The organism is uncultured Victivallis sp. (assembly GCA_944389935.1).
Lineage (GTDB): Bacteria > Verrucomicrobiota > Lentisphaeria > Victivallales > Victivallaceae > Victivallis.
On the sequence record CALXOE010000011.1, the window covers coordinates 16,550 to 37,129 of the forward strand.

The window sequence follows — 20,580 nt, forward strand, 5'->3', positions numbered from 1 at the left end:
CGATGCTATATTGAATAAAGCAATTTTTTTTGCAAGGCAAATTAGCCAAAACTAACAACAAAAAGGAATCTCTCGTCATGTCACGCGAAAGAGTCGTCTCCCGGAACTGTTTCCGGCGGAAACCGTATGATCCCGCTCCCCTTCCCCGCTCAACCGGCAACGCCGCCCGACACAACCGGCGTCCGCAGTTATGGGGAGCCAGAACAGATTTCACATTAATTGAACTTCTGGTTGTAATTGCGATCATCGGGATTCTGGCGAGCATGCTGCTGCCGGCGTTGAACCAGGCGCGGGAACGGGGACGCTCGACCTCATGCCTGAACGGGCTGAAACAGTTGACGGCGGCGAACATCATGTACACAGCCGACAACGAGGTGTACGTGAAAGTGCGTGCGGCGAAAAGTTCGACGACCTACTGGTACGGGGTGAACAGCGCGGGCGGAATGGGAGGGAGCGGAGGGCATTACGACTACACGGCGGGGCCATTGTTTCCATATTACGGCAGCACGCCGCGGGCGATCATCTGCCCGACGTTCGCGGCGACGGCGGGACTTCAGACCGGAGATATGACGAAGATGGATTCGCTCGGCGGATACGGTTACTCCTGCCGGAAATATTCGACGACGACCTGCTTCCAGGGGCAGATCAGCAACGGAGTGACCAAACCCGCCAAGGTAAAGAATCCGACGGAGACCGTGATGTTCGGAGACAGCCAGATTCAGGCGAACAACGTGACCGGGCCGATTCTCTGCCCCTACGGTTACGGGATGGGGCACACGAACGGGACAACGGGATTCCGTCACCAGCGGCGGGCGAATGTCTCCTGGGCGGACGGGCACGTCACTTCGGAGTTGTTCAGCGACGGCGACGCGGTCAATCTCTATGGCTGCTTCGGAGATCCGGATGAGAACGAAAAATACTTCAATTATCTTTACCCTGACGCGACTGAACTGATTGAAATATAAGGAGAAGAAAAGATGTCAAATTCAAAGAAAGCCGGAGCCGCTCTGCTCATTCTAATCGGGGCTGCGATGGTGATACACGCTTTTTCGCCGGCCGGGACGCCGGAGGAGTTCCGACTGCGGGAAATCACGCCGGAAGAACACGCCGAGGCGGACGAATTCATCGAAACACTTTCCGGATATGCGAGAAAAGGAGCGGCGGCGGAATTTGCCCGGCACTGCGAAGACCCGCGTGCCAGAAAGACCGCGAGCTCCTGGTACGCCATGCGGAAATTCAGTTCGTCGGAAAGCCGGCTGAACCGGATCAGCAGTTACGAAGCGGAACCGGAGCGATGCCGTCTCCACCTCGAAAACCAGCGGGGCGAAATCGGGACGGCGATCTGCCGCCGGGGAAACGACGGCGACTGGAAGTTCCTCTCTTTCACCTTTGTCACGCCGGAGGAGAACCAATGAGCGCTTCAGATTCCGAACGGAGGAGAAGGAGAAACTTATGACGCTCTTTCTCTCCGCAGTCCTCGCCGCGGCGGCGTTCCAGAGTTTCTGCAAACTGGCCCTGCTGCCGCGGCGCTGGGAGTTCCTGACTGCCGTTCTGCTCCTGCCGCTGCCGTTCCTCTTTGAGGATCGGATCGCGCAAACGAGCCTCGCGGCGGTGACGGCCTCGCTCTCCGGAGCGGCCGCGCTGGAAAACTGGTGTGCGCTGGTCGTCATACAGGAGCTGTTTTCGCTGATCGCGGGCTTCTCTTTGCTGGCGGCCTATGAATCGAGGGAGCGGATCAAACTCTGGAAGTTCGCGGCATTCGTTCCGTCGGCGCTGCTCCCGGCGGGCGCGCTCTATTTGCAGATGCGGCTCTTCAATGAATTCCCGGGAGTTGAATTCCGGCACATCACCTGGATTCTCGCATTCGCCCTTCCGGGAGCGGGGATCGCTCTGGCAGAACTCGTCCGGCTGCTCCGGCGCGACCGGGAATCCCGGATTCTCTTCGCGATGCATGCGGAGTGGGTTCTGCTCCTGGGAGCGGTATTCCTGCCGGTTGCGGCGAATGCCCGGCTGATCCCCGCGGCCGGAGAGGAACATTATCTCGAACCGCTCGCAGTCTTCGGAGTGCTCGCCATTCCGGTGCTGCTGAGCATGATTGTTTTTACCATCTGTTTCAATTATAAAAGGAAGAAATGTCATGTCCACCGTCACACAAATTCTTAACTGGATCTCAAACAGCCTGCTGCTGCCGGTCATCGTGCTGCTGCTGGCGGCGATGATCGCGTCTCTCGTTTCGTTGGGAGGGTTCTTTTCGACCTACCTCGTGCTGCTGCAGCAACGCAGGAAGCGCAGCGAACTCCTGAAGAAGATCCGCAACTCTCCCGGAGTCGATGCCGCGGATTTCGACGAAGGGAGCATCTTCGGCTGCCATCTGGCAGAACTCGACGCACTCGGCTGGAACGAACTCGAATGCGAAAAACGGATCGCCGAGATCGAACAGGGTTATGAGCGCGAACTCGAACGCGCGAAATTCCTCACCAAAATCGGTCCGATGCTCGGACTCATGGGGACTCTCATCCCGATGGGTCCGGCGCTCGCGGGGCTGGCCTCGGGAGACATCAACTCGATGGCGTACAACATGCAGATCGCGTTTGCGACCACGGTGGTCGGCTGCCTGGTGGCGGGGATCGGACTCCTGATCTACTCCGTCAAACGCCACTGGTTCGCGGAGGAGATCTCTAATCTGCAATATGTTCTCGACCGCCGGCTCGAGGGGGGAAACCGATGAAAAAACGCCGTTACAGCGATCTCTTCCGCGACGAGGACGAGGTCGATCCGCGCTCGAGCCTCATGAATCTCTTCGATGCGGCGATGGTATTCGCAGTGGCGTTGATGGTCGCGTTTGCGATTCAGAGCCGCATGACCGAATTTCTGACCGCCGAGGACGCGACATTCGTCAAAAACGCGGGCAGACCCGACATGGAGATCATCGTCAAGAAAGAGAATAAAGTCACCCGCTACAAATCCGAAAAAACCACAGGCTCCGGCCGCGGACAGCGCGTCGGAATCGCCTACCGCCTTGAATCAGGAGAAGTCATCTACGTTCCGGAGGGAGAGAATTGAATATGCGGAAATGGAGTTGGAAATATCTTGTGCTTGCGGCGGCAATCGCAGTCATTGCCGCAGCATTCGGCATCTATCATCACTACGGCTCGGAGACCCGGGTCGCGTTCGTGAACTACCCGGATTACATTCTCGCTCCGCTGCTCGATCAGGAGATCAATCCCGCGATCCGCGTCGACGCGCTGAAGTGGACGGAGAAAAGCGGCGAAGAGCTGAAGAATTACGACTTCATCCTCTTCTTCGGCATGGGACTGAACTTCACGGAAGAGCAGCAGCAGCTTCTCGCGGACCTGAGGAAACCGGTCTACACGACCGCCTCAACCCGGCAGGAGACCGCGCTGAGCACTCTGACGGAACAACAGCGCGAAACGCTCTCGGCATATCTCTCCGGAGGCAAAAAGAACTTCCGGCGGATGCTCGACTTCATCCGCTACGAGATCGACGGGAAGCGGCTTCAGGCGCCGAAACCGGAACCGCCGGAAAAACCGGAGTACCGCCCCTTCTTCCACATCGCCGAGGAGGATGCGTTCAAAAGTTACCGGGAGTACCTTGCCTGGTATCAGAAGAGCGGCCGCCACAAGCCGGATGCCGCGACGGTGTGCATCCTCTCCGGCAACGGCGGCGGTGCGATTGAAGAGCTGATCGGCGCGTTGGAGAAGAAAGGGCTCAATGTCGTCGGCATCAGCGGGATGCGGGGGCTTGAACCGATCTTCGGCGAAGTCCGGCCCGACCTCGTCATCTACCAGCCGCACGGCCGTCTCGGGGAGAAAACCGTCGAACTTCTGAAGAAACACAACGTCCCGCTCCTCTGCCCGATCAAGGTCAACGCCCCTTACGAAGAGTATCTGCGCGACCAGCGCGGCATGACCGGCGGCATGCTGAGCCAGAGCATCACGATGCCGGAGCTCGACGGCGGCGCGGTTCCCTATGTTCTCTCGGCGCTCTTCCGCAACCGGCGCGGACTCTATGAGTTCCGCATGATTCCGGAGCGGCTCGAACGGTTCGCGGAACTCGTGAAGAAAACCACGGACCTGAAACGCAAACCGAACGCCGACAAGAAGATCGCGATCATCTACTACGGCTCCGTCGGCAAAGAGGCAGCCACCGCTGGGCTCGGCGTTGCGGAATCGGTGCTGAACGTGCTGAAACGCCTGCAGGCCGAAGGCTACACCACCGGCCCCCTCCCCGAAAACGCCGAGGAGCTGAATCGCGAAATCGAAGCGGGGAAAGCCGCTTTCGGCACCAACGCCGGAGTCGCGGCCGACGCAACAAACGAGGCTGATCCGCCGCGCATCCAGAGCGTCACGATCACACCGGAGGAGTACCGCGCCTGGGTTGCGAAGAGCATGCCCGCCGATCTCTATCAGACGGTCGTGGAACGGTACGGCGAATTCCCCGGGAAATCGTTCCGCACCCCGGAGGGGAACATGAAACTCGGGCGGATCCGGTTCGGCAACATCATCCTGATGCCGCAGTCGCTCCCCGGCGAGGGCGAGGAGGAGAGCAAACTCATCCACGGCGTCAAAATGTCGCCGCCGCACACCTACATCGCGACTTATCTCTATATCCGATACGGATTCCATGCCGATGCGATGATGCACTTCGGCACTCACGGCAGTCTCGAATTCACGCCGTGGAAGCAGGTGGCGCTCTCAAGTTACGACTGGCCGGACGTGCTTGCGAGCGGGATTCCGCACTACTATCTCTACATCATCAACAACATCGGGGAGGCGCAAATTGCCAAGCGCCGCAGTTACGCCACCATGGTGAGTCATCTGACCGCCCCCTTTATGCAGGCCGACGGCTACGGTGCGCTCACGCAGCTGCACGAAAAACTCGACCAGCTCGAAACCGCGGAAAACGCCATGCTCAAAGCCGAGTATGTGAAGTCCATCGTCGAAATCGCCACTAAGGAGCATTACGACCGTGACCTCAAACTCTCCGCCGGATTCGCTTCCGGAAAGCCGACGGAAGAGGACTTCAGCAAACTGCACAACTTCCTGCACGAGATCCAGGATGCGAAGGTCAATCGCGGCATGTATGTCATCGGCCGCCCCTACACGCCGGAAGAGGCGGATGAAACCGCCCGTCTCATGACCGTCGACGCCATCGCGGACGCGCTCTTCAAAGCCGATCTCGAAGCAGGAAAGGTGACGGAGGAACAGCGAAAAGATCTCCACTTTTTCACTCGGCACTACCTGGCTCAGGCACATGAGCGAGCCCGGGAAGCGCTGAAGAATCCGGAGAAATTCAAACGCGTCTCCTCCCCACCCCCCGTACCTTCCGCCCCCCATCCGTCGGCAGAAACCGATGAGATGCACCGCATGATGCAGAGCGGCAAACTCCCCGACGGCCGCGACATCCCGCCGGAGATGATGGCCGCCATGAAAAAAATGCGCGGTGACGGAACAATGCGCCGGACTCCGGCAGCGGCACCGAAAATGAAACCGCAGCCGGAGGAGATCACATTCCGCGCCCGTGCCGATCTGCTGAAATCGACTCCGGCGGAGCTCGACGCGATTGTGAACGCGTTCAACGGCGGCTACCTCGCAGCAACTTCCGGCGGCGACCCGGTTCTGAATCCGGATACAGTCCCGACCGGGAAAAATCTCTACGGCATCGACCCGGAACGGACCCCGACCCGCGAAAGCTACGCCGTCGGCCGGCAGCTCGCGGAAGCGCTCATCGCCGAAAAACTCAAAACCACCGGCGAATATCCGAAAAAAGTCGGCTTCTCGCTCTGGGGAGGAGAGTTCATCCGCACGCAGGGAACGAACATCGGGGAGATTTTCTTCCTGCTCGGCGTCGAACCGATCTGGGATTCGCGCGGCCGGGTGCAGGACGTGCGGCTCATCCCGATGTCGGAACTCAAACGCCCGCGTATCGATGTGGTGATCCAGACTTCCGGCCAGTTCCGGGGCGCTGCGACCAGCCGCATGCGCCTCATCGACAAGGCGGTGCGCCTCGCGGCAACTGATCCGGAGGGTGAATTCGGAAACTTCGTGCGCGAAGGATCCCTGGCTGTCGTCAAGGCGTTGATCGCCAACGGCATGTCGCCGGAAGAGGCGAAGTCGTACAGCCATGCCCGGCTCTTCGGCGGCGTAAACGGGAATTTCGGCTCCGGCGTCACCGGGATGGTGCAGAACAGCGGAAAATGGGACGACACCAAGCAGATCGCCGAACTTTACATCAACAACATGGGCGCACTTTACACGGAGGATCACTGGGGCGAACATGTCGACGGAGTCTTCCAGGCCGCACTCGAGAACACCGACACCGTGGTCCAGTCACGCTCGTCGAACAGCTGGGGGCCGCTCTCCCTCGACCACGTCTACGAGTTCACCGGCGGGCTGAGCCTGGCGGCGCGCCATGTGACCGGCAAAGATCCCGGCGCCTACTTCAACGATCTGCGCACGCCGGGCCGCGCCCGGGTTCAGGAGGCCGGCGAGGCCGCCATGGTCGAGGCGCGCAGCACGGTGCTGAACCCGAAATACATCCGGGAGATGATGAAGGAAGGCGCCCCCGCAACCGGCAGCTTCGTGGAAGTGTTTCACAACACGTTCGGCTGGGAGGCCATGAAACCGGATATGCTGGAAGATCATCTCTGGCAGGAGTACAAGGAGGTCTACATCGACGACAAGCTCGGGCTTGAATTACGCAAGTTTTTCGAAGACAACAATCCGGCTGCGCTTCAGGAGATGACTTCCGTCATGCTTGAGACGGTCCGCAAGGGGTACTGGAAGGCTGACGCCGAAACCGTCCGGCAGATCGCCGAAACCCACGTCGAACTCATGAAAAAGTTCGACCTGCCCCCGACCCGCAACGAAAAACTGCGCGAGATGATCCGGGAACAGCTGAAAGACCCCGAACTGCGCAAAGAGTATGAACAGCTGACCGCCCGGGCACTCGAACAGCAGAAAAAGCAACAACAGGAGATCAGCGGCCGGAAGCTGAAAGAAGAGACCGTCCACTCACCGGAACCGGATGAAGGCGACAACCGCGCCGCAATGCGCGTGATCCTCGGGATCATCATTGTCGCGCTGCTCGCGATCATCCTCGGACACCGGCGGAAAAAGAGATCTCTCTGACCAACAACGATCGCTTCCCCGGGGCGACGCATCCGCTCAATCGAAATGTTCGCGCGCGAACGCGATCTTTTCTGCGCGAGTCGGATGCGCACCCGGCGGCAGCGATTCGATGAGCTGAAGCCGCGAAAGCAGCCCCTGCCCGTTCGCGATCTGAATCGCCAGCCCCGGCCGGGCATTGAGTTCAAGCAGCAGCGGACCGCGCTTGCGGTCGGTCGCGATGTCCGCGCCGAAATATCCCAGCGGTGTCATCTCGGCACAGCGGGCCGCGAGCTCCAGATGCTCCTCCCAGTGCGGAACCACAAGCTCGGAGAACGCCGCCCCCGTATCAGGATGATGCGTGACCTCGCGGTTGTGAGAGGCGGCGAAACGAGGCCGTCCGTCCCGGATGCTCAAGCCGACGCCGACCGCCCCCTGATGCAGATTCGCGCGCCCGTCCGACTCCTTCGTCGCAAGCCGGATCATCGACATGACCGGATACCCTTTGAATACGATGAGCCGCACATCCGGCACGCCCTGGAAACTGAAGCGGCTGTACACATCCGAAAAGTCGATGCAGCGCTCGAACAGCGCATAATCAACCTGCCCGCCGAGGCTGTAAAGTCCCGAAAGAATGTTTGAAATGTGTTCATAGATGAAATCGTAGTCGCAGATTTCCCCGTTCGGCTTGTGAAACTTCACCCCGTCATGGTGCGTGATGACGAGGATACCGCGCCCGCCGCTGCCATGCCCCGGCTTGATGACGAAATCAGGCGCGTTCGCCACCAGGTCGAGAAAACTCCTGACCTGGTACTGGGATTCGATGCTGCCGATCAACTCGGCGGTGGCTACGCCGTACCGGATCGCAAGCTGTTTGGTCCGGAGCTTGTCGTCCACATCCGGATAATCCGCGCGACGATTGTAGCGCATGATGTAAGCGTGATTGCGCTGGTTCATCCCGAGCACCCCGGCCCGGCGCAAACTCCGCGGGGAAACAATGCGCGGCAACGACAACCTGAACCGTTTCATTTCTTCACCAGCGGCTGAAAACGCATGAGTTCCGTGAACCGGTAACCGGTGTAGGTCCCGAGCAGCAGAATCACGCCGAGGATGATGAGATTCAATTCCGCAAAGGTGTAGAGCACATATTGCAGATACGCACTCGAAAGAATGAAGTAGCAGATCGCCGCCGCACAGGTGCTGGCGACAAGCTGTTTGAGCGTGTTCGTCGCGCCATCCTCCTCCCAGGTGGTCGACGCGCGCTCGATCGTCCAGGCGATGATGATGATCGGGAAGAAAGTCGCATCGACGAACTCCGGAAAATTCAGGAAATTTGCCGCCACACTGATGAGCTGCATGAGCAGAATCACCACGACCACCACCGCCGAAATCCGCGGAACCATCAGCAGATTCAATTTCGAGAGCCACGCCCGGATCAGCAGTCCGACCGTGAGGATCAGCACGAAGTTGACCAGACCCGGCAGCAGCTTCATCTCGAGGAACGCCATCGCAATCAGCACCGGCATGAACGTCCCCATCGTCGGGATTCCGACGATGTTGCGGATCAGCACGATCAGCAGAATCGCCAACGGCAGCAGCGCAAGTCGCTTGAACGCATTCTGCTCCGAGGCCGGCAGCGAAAAGAGCGAAAAATCCGAGAGATCCCGCTTCTCGAGGATCTGTGCCCGAATCTGGTTCAGGCGTTCCGCACCGGCCGGAACTTTCGTCACCGAATAGCCGATCGACGACCGTTTCACTCCGGCGATCTCATAGAGCGATCGATCGCTCCGCTGCAGAATCAGAAACTCCCGGGGCGTCTCTTCCGTTCCCGTGCCGGGCCGGAAAATGTGCCACGCCCCGCCGTACCAGACATCGAGATAGTTGTCCGGCTGCTGCAGATACCGTTTCTGATCGAGCAAAATGCCGCGCACGGCACGTGCGGGAATTCCGCGAAGTTCGAGCAGCAGAATCGCCGCTTCGACCGTCTCATCCCCGGCGGAGACAGGCACCAGCGCCCGCTTCTCGCGGCGCGGCATGGCGCCAAGCTGCCCGAGCAGCGCGGGAACCAGTTCGGCAGGGGCAAGTTTCTTCTCCGCATCCACCCGGTCCAGAATCGCTTTCGCCGCCGCCCGGGAAGCATCCGAAACGACGACGGACACGTCTTGTTCCGGAGCTGCCGGAAGTGGCGCCCGCCGGGACGGGGCGGGAACGAGCCGGAAACGGCACGAAGCCCGATTCTGCCGGACGGGGGAAGCAAGTTCCAGCACCATGCGCCGCCGCCCGTTCCCATCCTCGATCTGGAACGGCGTACCGGGATCGAGTCCGAATGCCCAGCCGTCCGGTGGTTCCGGCAGCGCAATCGAGATCCGCACCGGCTTCTCCGGCTCCGGATCGAACGAAACAGCGCAATCGACCTGATAGAAGAACTCCGCCTGGTTGCTCAGACTGAATCCGAAAAAATGAATCTTGACGGCAGCGACCGCAAGCGCCGCCACGACCAGAAGAGCGACGAGAATATACAACGAACGACGATGAAACTGCGATTCCGGCATCTCTGCGCCAAGCTCCTAAAGCACATTGCGCCGGGACGGATCGACCGCGGCAATTCCAGTGATGACGTTCCGGCCGATCAGGACCGGATATTGAAATTTGGCGCGGTCGCTCAACGTGAACTCCCGTTCCAGCGTCAGATGGCCGATCCGGAACGTCATCATGACGGAAAACCGTTCGATCGACTCCGCATTGTGACGCTTGATGCGAACGGTTCGCACCACCGGCAGCTCGTATTTGCGGGTCTGCTTCCCGGTTCGCGACGCAATCACAAACGAAACCCACTTCTTTCCATCGCGTTCAAACGTCCGGATCTCCCGCGCATCGATCGAGCTGGTGGTCGCCCCGGTGTCGATTCGCGCCTCGAATGGAACGGAAAACTCCGGCAGATGAATCACCTCGGTCTCGCCGATAATCCCGAGCGGCAGATCGGTCGTCGCCACCGGGACCGCCGCTTCCGGCGCTCTCTCCGTCTCCCCTGCCCGACGGCAGCAGCCTGCGGCGATCAGCACGGCGACGACTCCGATGACCACCGGCAGCAGATAGATCAATTTCATTGCATCCTCTCCACATTCTTCCTTGCAAACATAAGTTATAACATACTATGAAAGAGCCGGTTTGTCAACACTTCCATCCGGTTTTCTCGATGACAAAACCGCAATGTTTCCAGACGAAAAAAGCCCGCCCCGAATCCGGGACGGGCTTGCTTGAGCAATCGCTCGGCTTACTTCATGATTTCGCCGAGGTTCTTGTAGAAGGTCATGCGGCGTTTCGCATCGGCCTCCGCTTTCGCGAGCAGCTCCTCGGCATCGGCCGGAGAGGTCTTGAACAGCGACTTGTAGCGGTTCTCGCTGCGGATGAACTCCTGGAAGCTCGCGGTGGCCTCCTTCGTCTCCCACTTGAACGGCTGCTCCTCGGCCGGGTTGTAGCGGTAAAGCGGCCAGTAACCCGCTTCGACCGCGCGCTTCGCCTCGGTCTGGCTCCTGGTCATGTTGATGCCGTGCGCGATACACGGAGCGTAAGCGAGAATGATCGACGGACCATTGTGCGCCTCCGCCTCGCGAATCGCAGTCAGCGCCTGCTGACGGTTCGCGCCCATCGCGATCGACGCGACGTAGACGTTGCCGTAACTCATGCACATGAAGCCGAGATTCTTCTTGGTCAGACGCTTGCCGCTGTTCGCGAACAGCGCCACCGCGCCGATCGGCGTCGACTTGGAAGCCTGGCCGCCGGTGTTCGAGTAAACCTCGGTGTCGAGCACGAGGATGTTCACATTGCGATTCTGCGCCACGACGTGATCGAGGCCGCCGAAACCGATGTCATACGCCCAGCCGTCACCGCCGAGAATCCAGACCGACTTATCGACGAAGTAGTCTTTGAGCTCGAGCATCTTCGCGTAAACTTCGCGCTTTTCGCCCTCGGACTTCTCAACCGCGACCTTCAGCAGCTCGCCGAGTTTCTCCTGGTTCGCGATCGCCTCGTCGGAGGTGCTCTTCCAGTTCTCGACCGCGTAGTCGAGCGCCGCTTTCATGTCGTCGCAGCAGACGCCGAGTTCACGGATCTTCTCAATGCAGGACATCAGCTGCCGGCGGTTCGTATCGACCGCGAGACGCATGCCGAAGCCGTATTCCGCATTGTCCTCAAAGAGCGAGTTCGCCCAGGCCGGACCACGGCCGTCTTTGTCCTTGCAGTACGGCAGCGACGGGAACGAACCGCCGTAGATCGACGAGCAGCCCGTCGCGTTCGCGACGATCATGCGCTTGCCGAAGAGCTGGCTGACCAGCTTCACATACGGAGTTTCGCCGCAGCCCGCGCAGGCGCCGCTGAACTCGAAGTACGGACGCAGGAACTGCGACCCCTTGACGGTCGTGGCATTCGTTCCGCCCATGACGTTGTCCGGCAGCGACAGGAAGAATTCGACATTCGCATCCTGTCCGGCGGCACGCTCGTTCGGCGTGTGAGTCATGACCAGCGCCTTCTCCTTGGCCGGGCAGGTCTCAACGCAGACTCCGCAGCCCGTGCAGTCCTCAATAAAGACCTGCATACGGAACTTGAGTCCGAGCTCCTTCTTGACCGGCGGCTTCGCGTCGACCGTCTCGAACGAGGCCGGAGCACCGGCCAGATCGGCCGGAGCGATCAGCTTCGAGCGGATCGCGGCGTGCGGACACGCCATCACGCACTGGTTGCACTGAATGCACTTCGCGGAATCCCATTTCGGAACGCTCGGCGCAATGCCGCGCTTCTCATACTGAGAGGTCGCGGTCGGCATCGAACCGTCATAGCTCATCGCCGAAACCGGAATCTCATCGCCTTTCTGGTGGAGAATCGGCTTCATGAGCGTGTTCGCAAACGTACCCATTTCCGGCGTGATCGTCTCGATCGCCTCAAACGCGGCAACGCCGTCGAGCGAAGCCGGAACTGCGACCTCCTGCAGCATCGCCAGCGCGCGGTCGACGCACATCTGGTTCTGCTTGACGACGTCGTCGCCCTTCTTCTTGAACTTCTTCTCGATTCCGGACTTGATGTAGTTGATCGCCTCATCGGCCGGAATGATGTTCGCAAGCTTGAAGAAGCAGGTCTGCATGATGGTCGAAACATACTTCGCGCTGCCGATCTCGAGCGCGAGCTTGAGAGCGTCGATCGTGTAGACCTTCACATGCTTTTTGACGATCGTCTCCTGCATGTCGCGGGTGAAGCTCTCGAACACCTTGTCCGCAGGAAGTTCGCTGTTGATGAGGAACGTGCCGCCATCGACGATTCCGGCGAGCATGTCGTAACGGCCGATGTACGCCGGATTGTGGCAGGCGACGAAGTTCGGCGCGGTGATCGTGTATTCGCTCGTGATCGGCTTGTCACCGAAACGCAGGTGCGAAACCGTGATGCCGCCCGACTTCTTCGAGTCGTAGACGAAGTAGGCCTGCACATATTTGTCGGTGTGGTCGCCGATGATCTTCACGGAGTTCTTGTTGGATCCGACCGTACCGTCGCCGCCGAGACCCCAGAACATGCAGGCGGTCGTGCCGGCCGGCTCCGTGACGATCGTCTCGTCGATCGGCAGCGAAAGCCCGGTCACGTCGTCGTTGATGCCGACGGTGAAGTTGTGCGTGTTCTTCCCATCCATGTGCTTGTAGATCGCAAGCACCATCGACGGCGTGAACTCCTTGCTCGCGAGGCCGTAACGTCCGCCGATGACGGTGACGTCGCGATCCGCGAGAGCGGCCTTGACATCGAGGAAGAGCGGCTCGCCGAGGCTGCCGGGCTCCTTGCAGCGGTCGAGAACCGCGACTTTCTTCGCGCTGGCCGGAATCGCTTTCGCGAAAACGTCGGCGGCGAACGGCCGGAACAGATGGACTTTCAGCAGACCGAGCTTCTGGCCCTTCGCGTTCAGGTAGCCGATCGCCTCCTCGATGGTCTCGCAGGCGGATCCCATCGCGACGATGACCTTGTCCGCATCAGGCGCGCCGACGTAGTCGAAGAGGTGATAGCTGCGGCCGGTGACTTCCGCGACCTTGTCCATGTACTTCTGGACGATGCCGGGGAGCTCCTGGTAGCGCTTGTTGGTGGTTTCGCGGCCCTGGAAGTAGACGTCCGGATTCTGGGCGGCCATCTTCGCATAGGGTTTGTCCGGACGCAGCGCCCGGTCGCGGAAACGCTCGACGTACTTCATGTCGAGCATGGCTTTCATATCGGAGTAGTCGAGCAGCTCGACTTTCTGGAATTCATGCGAGGTGCGGAATCCGTCGAAGAATGCGAGGAACGGAATCTCGCTCTCGAGCGTCGACAGATGCGCCACGAGCGCAAGGTCGTGCGTCTCCTGGATCGACGCGGCGGAGGTCATCGCATAACCGGTCGCGCGGCAGCTCATCACGTCCGAGTGGTCGCCGAAGATCGACAGCGACTGCGCCGCAAGCGCGCGCGCCGAAACGTGGAAGACGGTCGGCAGCATCTCGCCGGCGATCTTGTACATGTTCGGAATCATGAGCAGCAGCCCCTGGCTGGCCGTGTAGGTCGTGGTCAGGGCGCCGGCCGACAGAGAGCCGTGCACCGCGCCGGCAGCGCCGGCCTCGGACTGCATTTCAACGACTTCGAGCTTCTGGCCGAACATGTTCTTCTGGCCCTGGCTGGCCCAGATGTCGGCGTACTCTCCCATCGTCGAGGAAGGGGTGATCGGGTAGATCGCCGCCACCTCGCTGAATGCGTAGGCAACGTACGACGCCGCGTAGTTCCCGTCGATGGTTTGCATTTTTTTAGCCATGATTCCTCCGTGATTGATTGGTGAGTAAAAGTTGGCTTCTTCTACAAAACAATAATGGTTGCAACTCCAAAATCCAAATAATACCACAATGTACACCCGTTCGGCCGTTTTTGCAAACCGTTTCGCGCGATTTTCCGGAGGAATCCTGTCCGGCAGGATGAAGATTTGCCGAAAAATCCATAATGAATCGGCAAAACTCCATTTGGCAAACCCTCTTCCCGGTTTATATTAGACGGAAAGAACTCAACAACCACATTCACGGGAAAGGCATTATCATGCGCATTCTGATCACCGGGGGAGCCGGATTCATCGGCAGCCACATCGCGGAATATTTTCAGGGGCGGGCCGACGTGCGGATTCTGGACAATCTGCGCTCCGGATTCCGGAAGAATCTCGACGGTCTTGAAGTTGAATTCATCGAGGGCGACATCCGCGACCGCGCCGTCGTGGCGAAAGCGATGAAAGATGTTGACTACGTCTTCCATCTCGCCGCGATGATCAGCGTTCCGGAGTCGATGACGAAAATCATCGAATGTATCGACATCAACGACACCGGCATGCTGGTCGTGCTCGAAGAGGCGGCCCGCGCCGGCGTAAAGAAGCTCTGCTTCTCGACTTCCGCGGCGATTTACGGCGACAATCCGGTCGTGCCGAAAGTCGAGACGATGTTCCCCGAACCGAAGAGCCCTTACGCGATCACGAAGCTCGACGGCGAATACTACTGCCGCATGTTCACGGAAACCGGTCGGCTTCAGACCGCCTGTCTGCGCTATTTCAACGTATTCGGCCCGCGCCAGGATCCGAAGAGCGCCTACGCCGCCGCCGTGCCGATCTTCACGGCGAAAGCGGTCGCGAACGAACCGCTGACCATTTTCGGCGACGGCGAACAGACGCGCGACTTCATCTATGTGAAAGACATCGTCGCCGCGAACGCATTCATGGCGACGCACGACTTCACCGGCGTCTACAACATCGCCTACGGCGGCAGAATCACGATCAACGACCTCGCAAAGGAGATCATCCGCCTGACCGGGTCAAAGTCCGAGATCGTCTATCTGCCCGAGCGCCCCGGCGACGTGAAGCACTCGATGGCGGCGGTGGACAAACTCAAAGCGACCGGCTTCAAGCCGTCTTACAGCTTCGCCGAAGGAATGGCCGCCACGGTCGAGTATTTCCGCAGCCTGAAAAAGTAACCAACCGATTCCTCAGCGCCTGCCGCCGGTCCGTCATGTTCTGTCGGGCCGCGGGAGGCGCGTATCCGCTTCCCCCTCCCCGCTGACCGACGGGCACGCCCGGCCCGGCAGCTCTCCCTGCCAACTCCCCTCCTCTGCCGCGGCGGGTGTCGCAGCCCGGACTCGCGCCCCGCAAACTCCCCGGAAAAAAGCGCCCGGACGCCCGGAAAAGTGAGGGAATTCCCCGGAAAAAACTTTTTTTTCAAGAAAAAATTCGTTTGCCTATTGACATTCGAGGGATTTTCCGGTATAATTTATCACAAAGCAAATGTATCACGAATGTCTCAAATCAAAAAAAATATGCAGGAACAGGAATCAAAGACGCGGCTGCGCGAGAGCGTGAAGATCCGGCACTACATCATGAATCTGATCTACCGGCATCCGAATGAGAAGATGCTGATTCCGGGGTCGAACGAACTTGCCGCTATGTTCGGGGTCGGTCGCGCGACGGTCACGCGGGTGCTGAAGAATCTCGTGGAAGAGGGATTTCTGGAGGGGCATCGCGGAATCGGAACGTTTACGAAGATCCAGAATTTCATCCCGGTACTCGGAGAGATGCCGCCGCTGGTCGGGCTGCTGGCGGGGGACGGGAAATACTTCTACTATCCCTACCAGGTCTGGAGTCTCATGGCGAACAGCGGGCTGGCGCTCACGCGAAACGGCTGCAACGTCCGGACGCTGAGTCTGACCGGACCGGATGAAGAGTCGCTTTTCGCGGAGATCTCGCACCAGTATCTCGACGGACTCGTCGCCGTGGACATGGGCCCGGAGCGCGCCGAATTGATCCGGCGTCTGCACGAAGAAGCGGGGCTGAAAGTCATCCTCCAGGTCAACGGGGATCTCGATGCCAGCACCTCCGGTATTGACTGCTTTTGTTTCGATTTCCGCAAAGCGGGTGTCGAAATCGGCAGGAGACTGATCGCGGAGGGGCGTTCCAAACTTCACTTCATCTTCCTGAATCCGGTGACGACATTCCTGCTGGAGGGAATCAACTCCGCCTACGCGGCTGCGGGTAAAAAAGTCGACGTGACGACCTACACGTGGAAAGGCCCTGAGGTTTTCCGGGAAATCTCCGAACGTCTCCGGGAAGACGTCCCGGACGCACTTTACGCACACGGCGAACATTACAGAACCATCCGCAAATTGTTGAATGAAAGCGGAATCGACCCGATCGGACAGTGCCGGCTGATCGCGGAAACCCATGCGATCCATTCGGAGTACCAGGGGCTCTGCATCGAGATTCCGTTTGAAGAGACCGGCTTCGCCATCGGAGAGCGGATCGCCCGGCACTTCCGGGAAAATCAGCTTCCGGCCGAACACAGGAAAATTCCGTTGACGGTTTATCTGAAAGGAATATGAAACAATCACCCCAAACCCTTATCGCAGGAGAAAGTGTTATGACAAAGAGACGGCGCAATTTTACATTGATCGAACTTCTGGTCGTGATTGCAATTATCGGAATTCTCGCTTCGATGCTGCTGCCGGCATTGAACCAGGCGCGGGAAAGAGCGCGCACGGCGAGCTGCCAGAACAATCTGCACCAGTTCGGGAAGGCATTCGCTTTTTACACGCAGGATTACAACGACTGGACGCCGTACTGCTCAGACGGGAAGGAGTATTTTCCCCGTCTCTTCCTGAAAAGCGGCTATGTCTCCTGGGAGAATCTGACCTGCCCGTCCGTACCAGTCACAGGACACTATCAGGGATTGTTCAAAAGCAAATATGACGGTGACATCGCGCTCTGGCAGTGGTGCAATTACGGCCTGAATATCTTCGCCTGCGGCGACAATTCGAGCAAAATGAAGATCACCAAAGTCCGGCAGGCTTCACGATTTCTCATATTTGGAGAATCGTACTGGTTTGCTTGGAAAGCCCGTTACTACAAACTGTCAAACTGGGCGGAAATAAACTCTTCATGGAACGGCGTCCTCTATCCACAGCATGGGAGAACCGTCAATGTCGTCTACGCCGACGGTCATGTGGTTGGTCATGTTGGCAGGGCTGACTCAATCACCGGAGCGGAACTGTTCTATGACAAGGCCAGTCCGCTGCGCGCGGCAACCTACGACGACAATGTCTGGACCTGGGACGGCAAGGCGCAGAACTGATGAAAATCCTGCAATACATGACACTCCTGCTGACTCTGGCAGGAGCCCTCTCCCACGGAAGTGAACCGCAGCTCTACGTCGCCAGCGGGGCACAGGCGGAACTGATCCGCCTGCCCGCCGGCAGGAACGGGCAGGAGGGGTTCGGCGTCGTCGTCCGGAAACCCGGCGCGGGAGCCAATGCGATCCAGTTGAATTTCATCTCGGATACCAAAGTCAAACCGGGCACCGCCTGCCGGATCGAATTCCGGGCGGCCGGTTCCGTTCCGACGAAAATCACCGTGCGGGCGATCGGCAACGCACCGCCCTACCCCGCACTCGGCGGCGGGGCGGATAAAACCATCGCCCTGACCCCGCAGTGGCAGCTGTTCCGACTGGATTTCACCACGTCAGTCGAAGCGAAAACGATCCGGGTTCCGTCGCTGTTTCTCGGCAATGTTCCGGCGGGAAGCACGATCAAAATCGCGGGAGTGAAGTTCCGCGAATGCGCGAAAGAGGATGTGTTCATCGACCTCGGTTCCGCGGCGAACATGGGGTTCGGAGACGAAGTCGAGGGAGACGGGAAAGGCGGCTGGAGCGATCAGGGGCCGAACAACGACGCGGCGGGATTCGACTTCCGGAAGAACGAGTTTCTCTCGGTTCCGTTCCGGATTGCCGACCCGGGGAAAAACGGCGGGAAAGCGGTCATCACGTTCCGTTCCGCCGGACATTTTCCGTCCGGACCGGTCGGGGCGGAGGTGAAATGTGACGCAGAACGCAGTTTTCTCTACGTGCTCCACACGATGGCCTGGGAGAATCCGCAGGTCGCGTGGGAGGGGAAAATCCTCCTGCACGGCGAACACGGAACGCAGAAGACCGCCGTCTCCCGCGGCCGCGAACTTGCGGACATGTGGAATCCGCGCGATCTTCCGAACGGAGCGGTCGCAACGAAGTGGCCGAACGGCAGCGGCGCGAACACGGGACTCTATCTCTCGAAGTTCGACATCGATCCCGCGATCGGGAAGATCCGTTCCGTGGAGTTCCGCACTCCCGGCACTGATCCGGTCTGGATCGTCGCGGGCGTCACGCTCTCGGACCGGGAGTATACGATCCGGAACGAGGCGAAAAATCTGCGCATCGAACCCGGCCGACGGTGGAAAGCGCTCGAACGCACCGCCTCGCCGTGCGTGGTGCCCGGTTCGGTCCTGGATCTCTCGTTTCTCGTGCCGCGGCGTGCCGACCGCCGGGTCATTGTGAACGCGACGGGACACCTCGCCTACGAGGATGCGCCGGAGACGCCCGCCCGTTTCTTCGCGACGAGCTCCGCCGAGATCGATCCGGAGCCGATGCGTCCGGGCGGGATCCTCCTCGCCGAAAGCGGATTCGGCAGCAAGGAGGACATCGATGAATTCGTCCTCGAACTGCGCCGCGGCGGCTGCAACATGTACAAACTGGACATCCCGGCACAGACGATCCGGGTGGAGAACGGCAGAGCGGATCTCGATCCGGAGATGCTCGACCGGATCGACTACTTCCTCTTCCGCTGCAAAGAGAACGGCATCTACATCATGCTGAACGCGATGCTCAGCGACTGCGGATACAACGGCGTCCGCAGCTGGACCAGCGAAAGCATGAAAAAAGGAGCTGAACTCTTCATGAAGTTCAACATCCTCTTCGATGAATCCGCGCGCGACAACTGGCGGATCGGCGTCGGCGCGTTCCTCACGCACCGCAATCCGTACACGGATCTTCCACTCGCGGAAGATCCGCTTCTGGCGGTCGTCACCTGTTTCAACGAGCAGGAGTTCGCATTCATCCGGGGAGGAGCCGGGCAGAAAAATTACAGCTGGGACAAGGCGCTGCCGGAGTTCCGGAGCTTCCTCGGAGATCCCGATGCGCCGATGTTCTCGCGCAAAACATGGGACTCTCCGACCGAAGAGGGCGTCCAGGTCAACCGCTTCATCACGAAGAAATGGCGGGAACTCTACGCCTGGTACAAACAGGAACTCCGCCAAATGGGATACTGCGGAATCACGACCTTGTGGGACATGACCAAGTCCATGCACTACAACAATCTGCGCACCGGGGCCGACCTCGTCACGATGCACACGTATCACGCCCATACCGGCGGAGATCCGCGTCGTCCGTCGCGGCAGAACATGTCCAGCGACCTCGCTTCCGGCGCGACGCAGGCGCGCTACAACGCGGGGAGCCGGATCACCGGCAGACCGTTCTTCCTGAACGAGTATGCGACGGTGTTCTGCAACCGCTGCCGGTACGAGGAGAGTTTTTCGTTCGCGGCATTCGCGGCGTTTCAGGGGTACGACGGGATCATGCGGCACAACCACACGATCCACTCGAAACGGGGAAATTTCATCTTCACGTGGATGCCGTTCGAGGATCCGGTCGCCCGCGCCTCGATGACGACGGCGGCGCTGATGTTCGCGCGCGGCGACGTCTCCGAGGGGAAGCGCGGCGTGACGCTGCTCTTCACGGAGCGCGGGATCGAGGAGGCGCGCGCCTGGAACAAACCCGTGACGGGCGACCTCTCGGCACTCGCCCCGGCGGTCCGCCTCGGAGTTGCGAAAGAGGGCACGCCGCTGCCGCCCGGAGAGCTGGCGCTGCCGCTGCGGGTCGGCGGGAAACTGCTCTATCGCGAATGGGAGTCGACCGTCGCAGAGGAGTCCACCAGTGACAGCGCGCGCTTCGCCGAAACGCTCGCACAGCTCCGAAAGCTCGGAATCCTCCCGCCCGGCAACCGCAGCCGCAACCGGAATGTGCTGGAGTCCTCCACCGGAGAGCTGTTTCTCGATGCGAAACGCTCGTACATGACCATCGATACGGAACGGTTTCAGGGGATGTGCTCGCTCGCGGGCGGACGGGCGGAACTCAAGGCAGCCGTGCTGGAAAATCTGACGACGCCGGGTTCGCTCTCGCTCGCGGCGATGGACGGCATGCGCCCCGTCGCCGAGGCGAAGCGGCTGCTCGCGGTCTATGTGACGAACGCGCTCCACGAGGGGATGGTGTTCGAGGACGAGACGATGGAGCACTGTCTCGACTTCGCCGCAACGAACAACCCCGCGATTCTGGTCGAGACCGGCAAGTTCCGGATCACGCTGCGCCGGAAGAGCGAAAAACCGCTGCGCGCCTGGGCGCTTGCGATGAACGGCGAACGGCGCTCGGAGCTGCCGGTCGTCCGGAAGCCGGACGGCACGCAGGTTCTCGAGGTCGACACCGCCGCACTGCCGGAGGGACCGGCACTCTACTTTGAACTTGCGGAACAATAATCCGCAACGACAACGGGAAAGGACGGAGAAAGAAAAATCCGTCCT

At 59.8% G+C, this 20,580-nt stretch carries 14 protein-coding genes; 10 read left to right on the forward strand and 4 right to left on the reverse strand.

Annotation, left to right across the window (positions count from 1 at the left end; all coding sequences use genetic code 11):
• Positions 1-77 precede the first annotated feature (77 nt).
• From Q0J85_RS05210 to Q0J85_RS05235, 6 genes are read left to right on the forward strand one after another with little or no spacing between them, the layout of a single operon-like run.
• Positions 78-965, forward strand: a complete 888-nt coding sequence (locus Q0J85_RS05210; RefSeq protein WP_294478890.1) for a prepilin-type N-terminal cleavage/methylation domain-containing protein — start codon at positions 78-80, stop codon at positions 963-965.
• Positions 966-977: 12 nt separating this feature from the next.
• Positions 978-1,415, forward strand: coding sequence for a hypothetical protein (locus Q0J85_RS05215; protein WP_294478891.1), 438 nt, complete (start codon positions 978-980; stop codon positions 1,413-1,415).
• A 37-nt stretch (positions 1,416-1,452) separates the two neighbouring features.
• A complete protein-coding gene (locus Q0J85_RS05220; protein WP_294478894.1) occupies positions 1,453-2,163 on the forward strand; it encodes a hypothetical protein in 711 nt (236 codons plus the stop codon).
• Positions 2,138-2,728 carry a MotA/TolQ/ExbB proton channel family protein gene (locus Q0J85_RS05225; RefSeq protein ID WP_294478896.1) on the forward strand — a complete coding sequence of 197 codons (591 nt, stop codon included), beginning with the start codon at positions 2,138-2,140 and terminating at the stop codon, positions 2,726-2,728. The genes Q0J85_RS05220 and Q0J85_RS05225 overlap by 26 nt, the downstream gene beginning before the upstream one ends.
• Positions 2,725-3,063 carry a DUF2149 domain-containing protein gene (locus Q0J85_RS05230; RefSeq protein ID WP_294478897.1) on the forward strand — a complete coding sequence of 113 codons (339 nt, stop codon included), beginning with the start codon at positions 2,725-2,727 and terminating at the stop codon, positions 3,061-3,063. The genes Q0J85_RS05225 and Q0J85_RS05230 overlap by 4 nt, the downstream gene beginning before the upstream one ends.
• Before the next feature lie 2 nt (positions 3,064-3,065).
• Positions 3,066-7,151: a cobaltochelatase subunit CobN gene (locus Q0J85_RS05235; protein ID WP_294478899.1), complete on the forward strand. Its 4,086-nt coding sequence runs from the start codon at positions 3,066-3,068 to the stop codon at positions 7,149-7,151.
• 36 nt (positions 7,152-7,187) lie between these two features.
• On the opposite strand, the gene Q0J85_RS05240 is transcribed toward Q0J85_RS05235, so the two are convergent.
• The 4 genes from Q0J85_RS05240 to nifJ all read right to left on the reverse strand — a co-directional run bounded on the left by Q0J85_RS05240 (position 7,188) and on the right by nifJ (position 13,932).
• Positions 7,188-8,156 carry an alpha-L-glutamate ligase-like protein gene (locus Q0J85_RS05240; RefSeq protein WP_294478902.1) on the reverse strand — a complete coding sequence of 323 codons (969 nt, stop codon included), beginning with the start codon at positions 8,154-8,156 and terminating at the stop codon, positions 7,188-7,190.
• Positions 8,153-9,679, reverse strand: a complete 1,527-nt coding sequence (locus Q0J85_RS05245) for a 7TM domain-containing protein (RefSeq protein WP_294478903.1) — start codon at positions 9,677-9,679, stop codon at positions 8,153-8,155. The genes Q0J85_RS05240 and Q0J85_RS05245 overlap by 4 nt, the downstream gene beginning before the upstream one ends.
• Positions 9,680-9,694: 15 nt before the next feature.
• A complete protein-coding gene (locus Q0J85_RS05250) occupies positions 9,695-10,234 on the reverse strand; it encodes a RimK/LysX family protein (RefSeq protein WP_294478904.1) in 540 nt (179 codons plus the stop codon).
• A gap of 167 nt (positions 10,235-10,401) precedes the next feature.
• On the reverse strand, positions 10,402-13,932 hold the full coding sequence (nifJ, locus tag Q0J85_RS05255; RefSeq protein WP_294478905.1) for a pyruvate:ferredoxin (flavodoxin) oxidoreductase: 3,531 nt from the start codon (positions 13,930-13,932) through the stop codon (positions 10,402-10,404).
• A gap of 275 nt (positions 13,933-14,207) precedes the next feature.
• Between nifJ and Q0J85_RS05260 the strand changes: the two genes are divergently transcribed.
• The 4 genes from Q0J85_RS05260 (at position 14,208) to Q0J85_RS05275 (ending at position 20,535) form a co-directional block, all read left to right on the forward strand.
• Positions 14,208-15,125 carry an NAD-dependent epimerase/dehydratase family protein gene (locus tag Q0J85_RS05260; protein WP_273304978.1) on the forward strand — a complete coding sequence of 306 codons (918 nt, stop codon included), beginning with the start codon at positions 14,208-14,210 and terminating at the stop codon, positions 15,123-15,125.
• A gap of 318 nt (positions 15,126-15,443) precedes the next feature.
• Positions 15,444-16,523, forward strand: coding sequence for a GntR family transcriptional regulator (locus Q0J85_RS05265; RefSeq protein ID WP_294478911.1), 1,080 nt, complete (start codon positions 15,444-15,446; stop codon positions 16,521-16,523).
• Between the two features lie 38 nt (positions 16,524-16,561).
• Positions 16,562-17,272, forward strand: a complete 711-nt coding sequence (locus tag Q0J85_RS05270; RefSeq protein ID WP_294478913.1) for a type II secretion system protein — start codon at positions 16,562-16,564, stop codon at positions 17,270-17,272.
• Positions 17,272-20,535, forward strand: coding sequence for a hypothetical protein (locus tag Q0J85_RS05275; protein WP_294478914.1), 3,264 nt, complete (start codon positions 17,272-17,274; stop codon positions 20,533-20,535). Before Q0J85_RS05270 ends, Q0J85_RS05275 begins: the two co-directional genes overlap by 1 nt.
• The last annotated feature ends 45 nt before the right edge of the window (positions 20,536-20,580 follow it).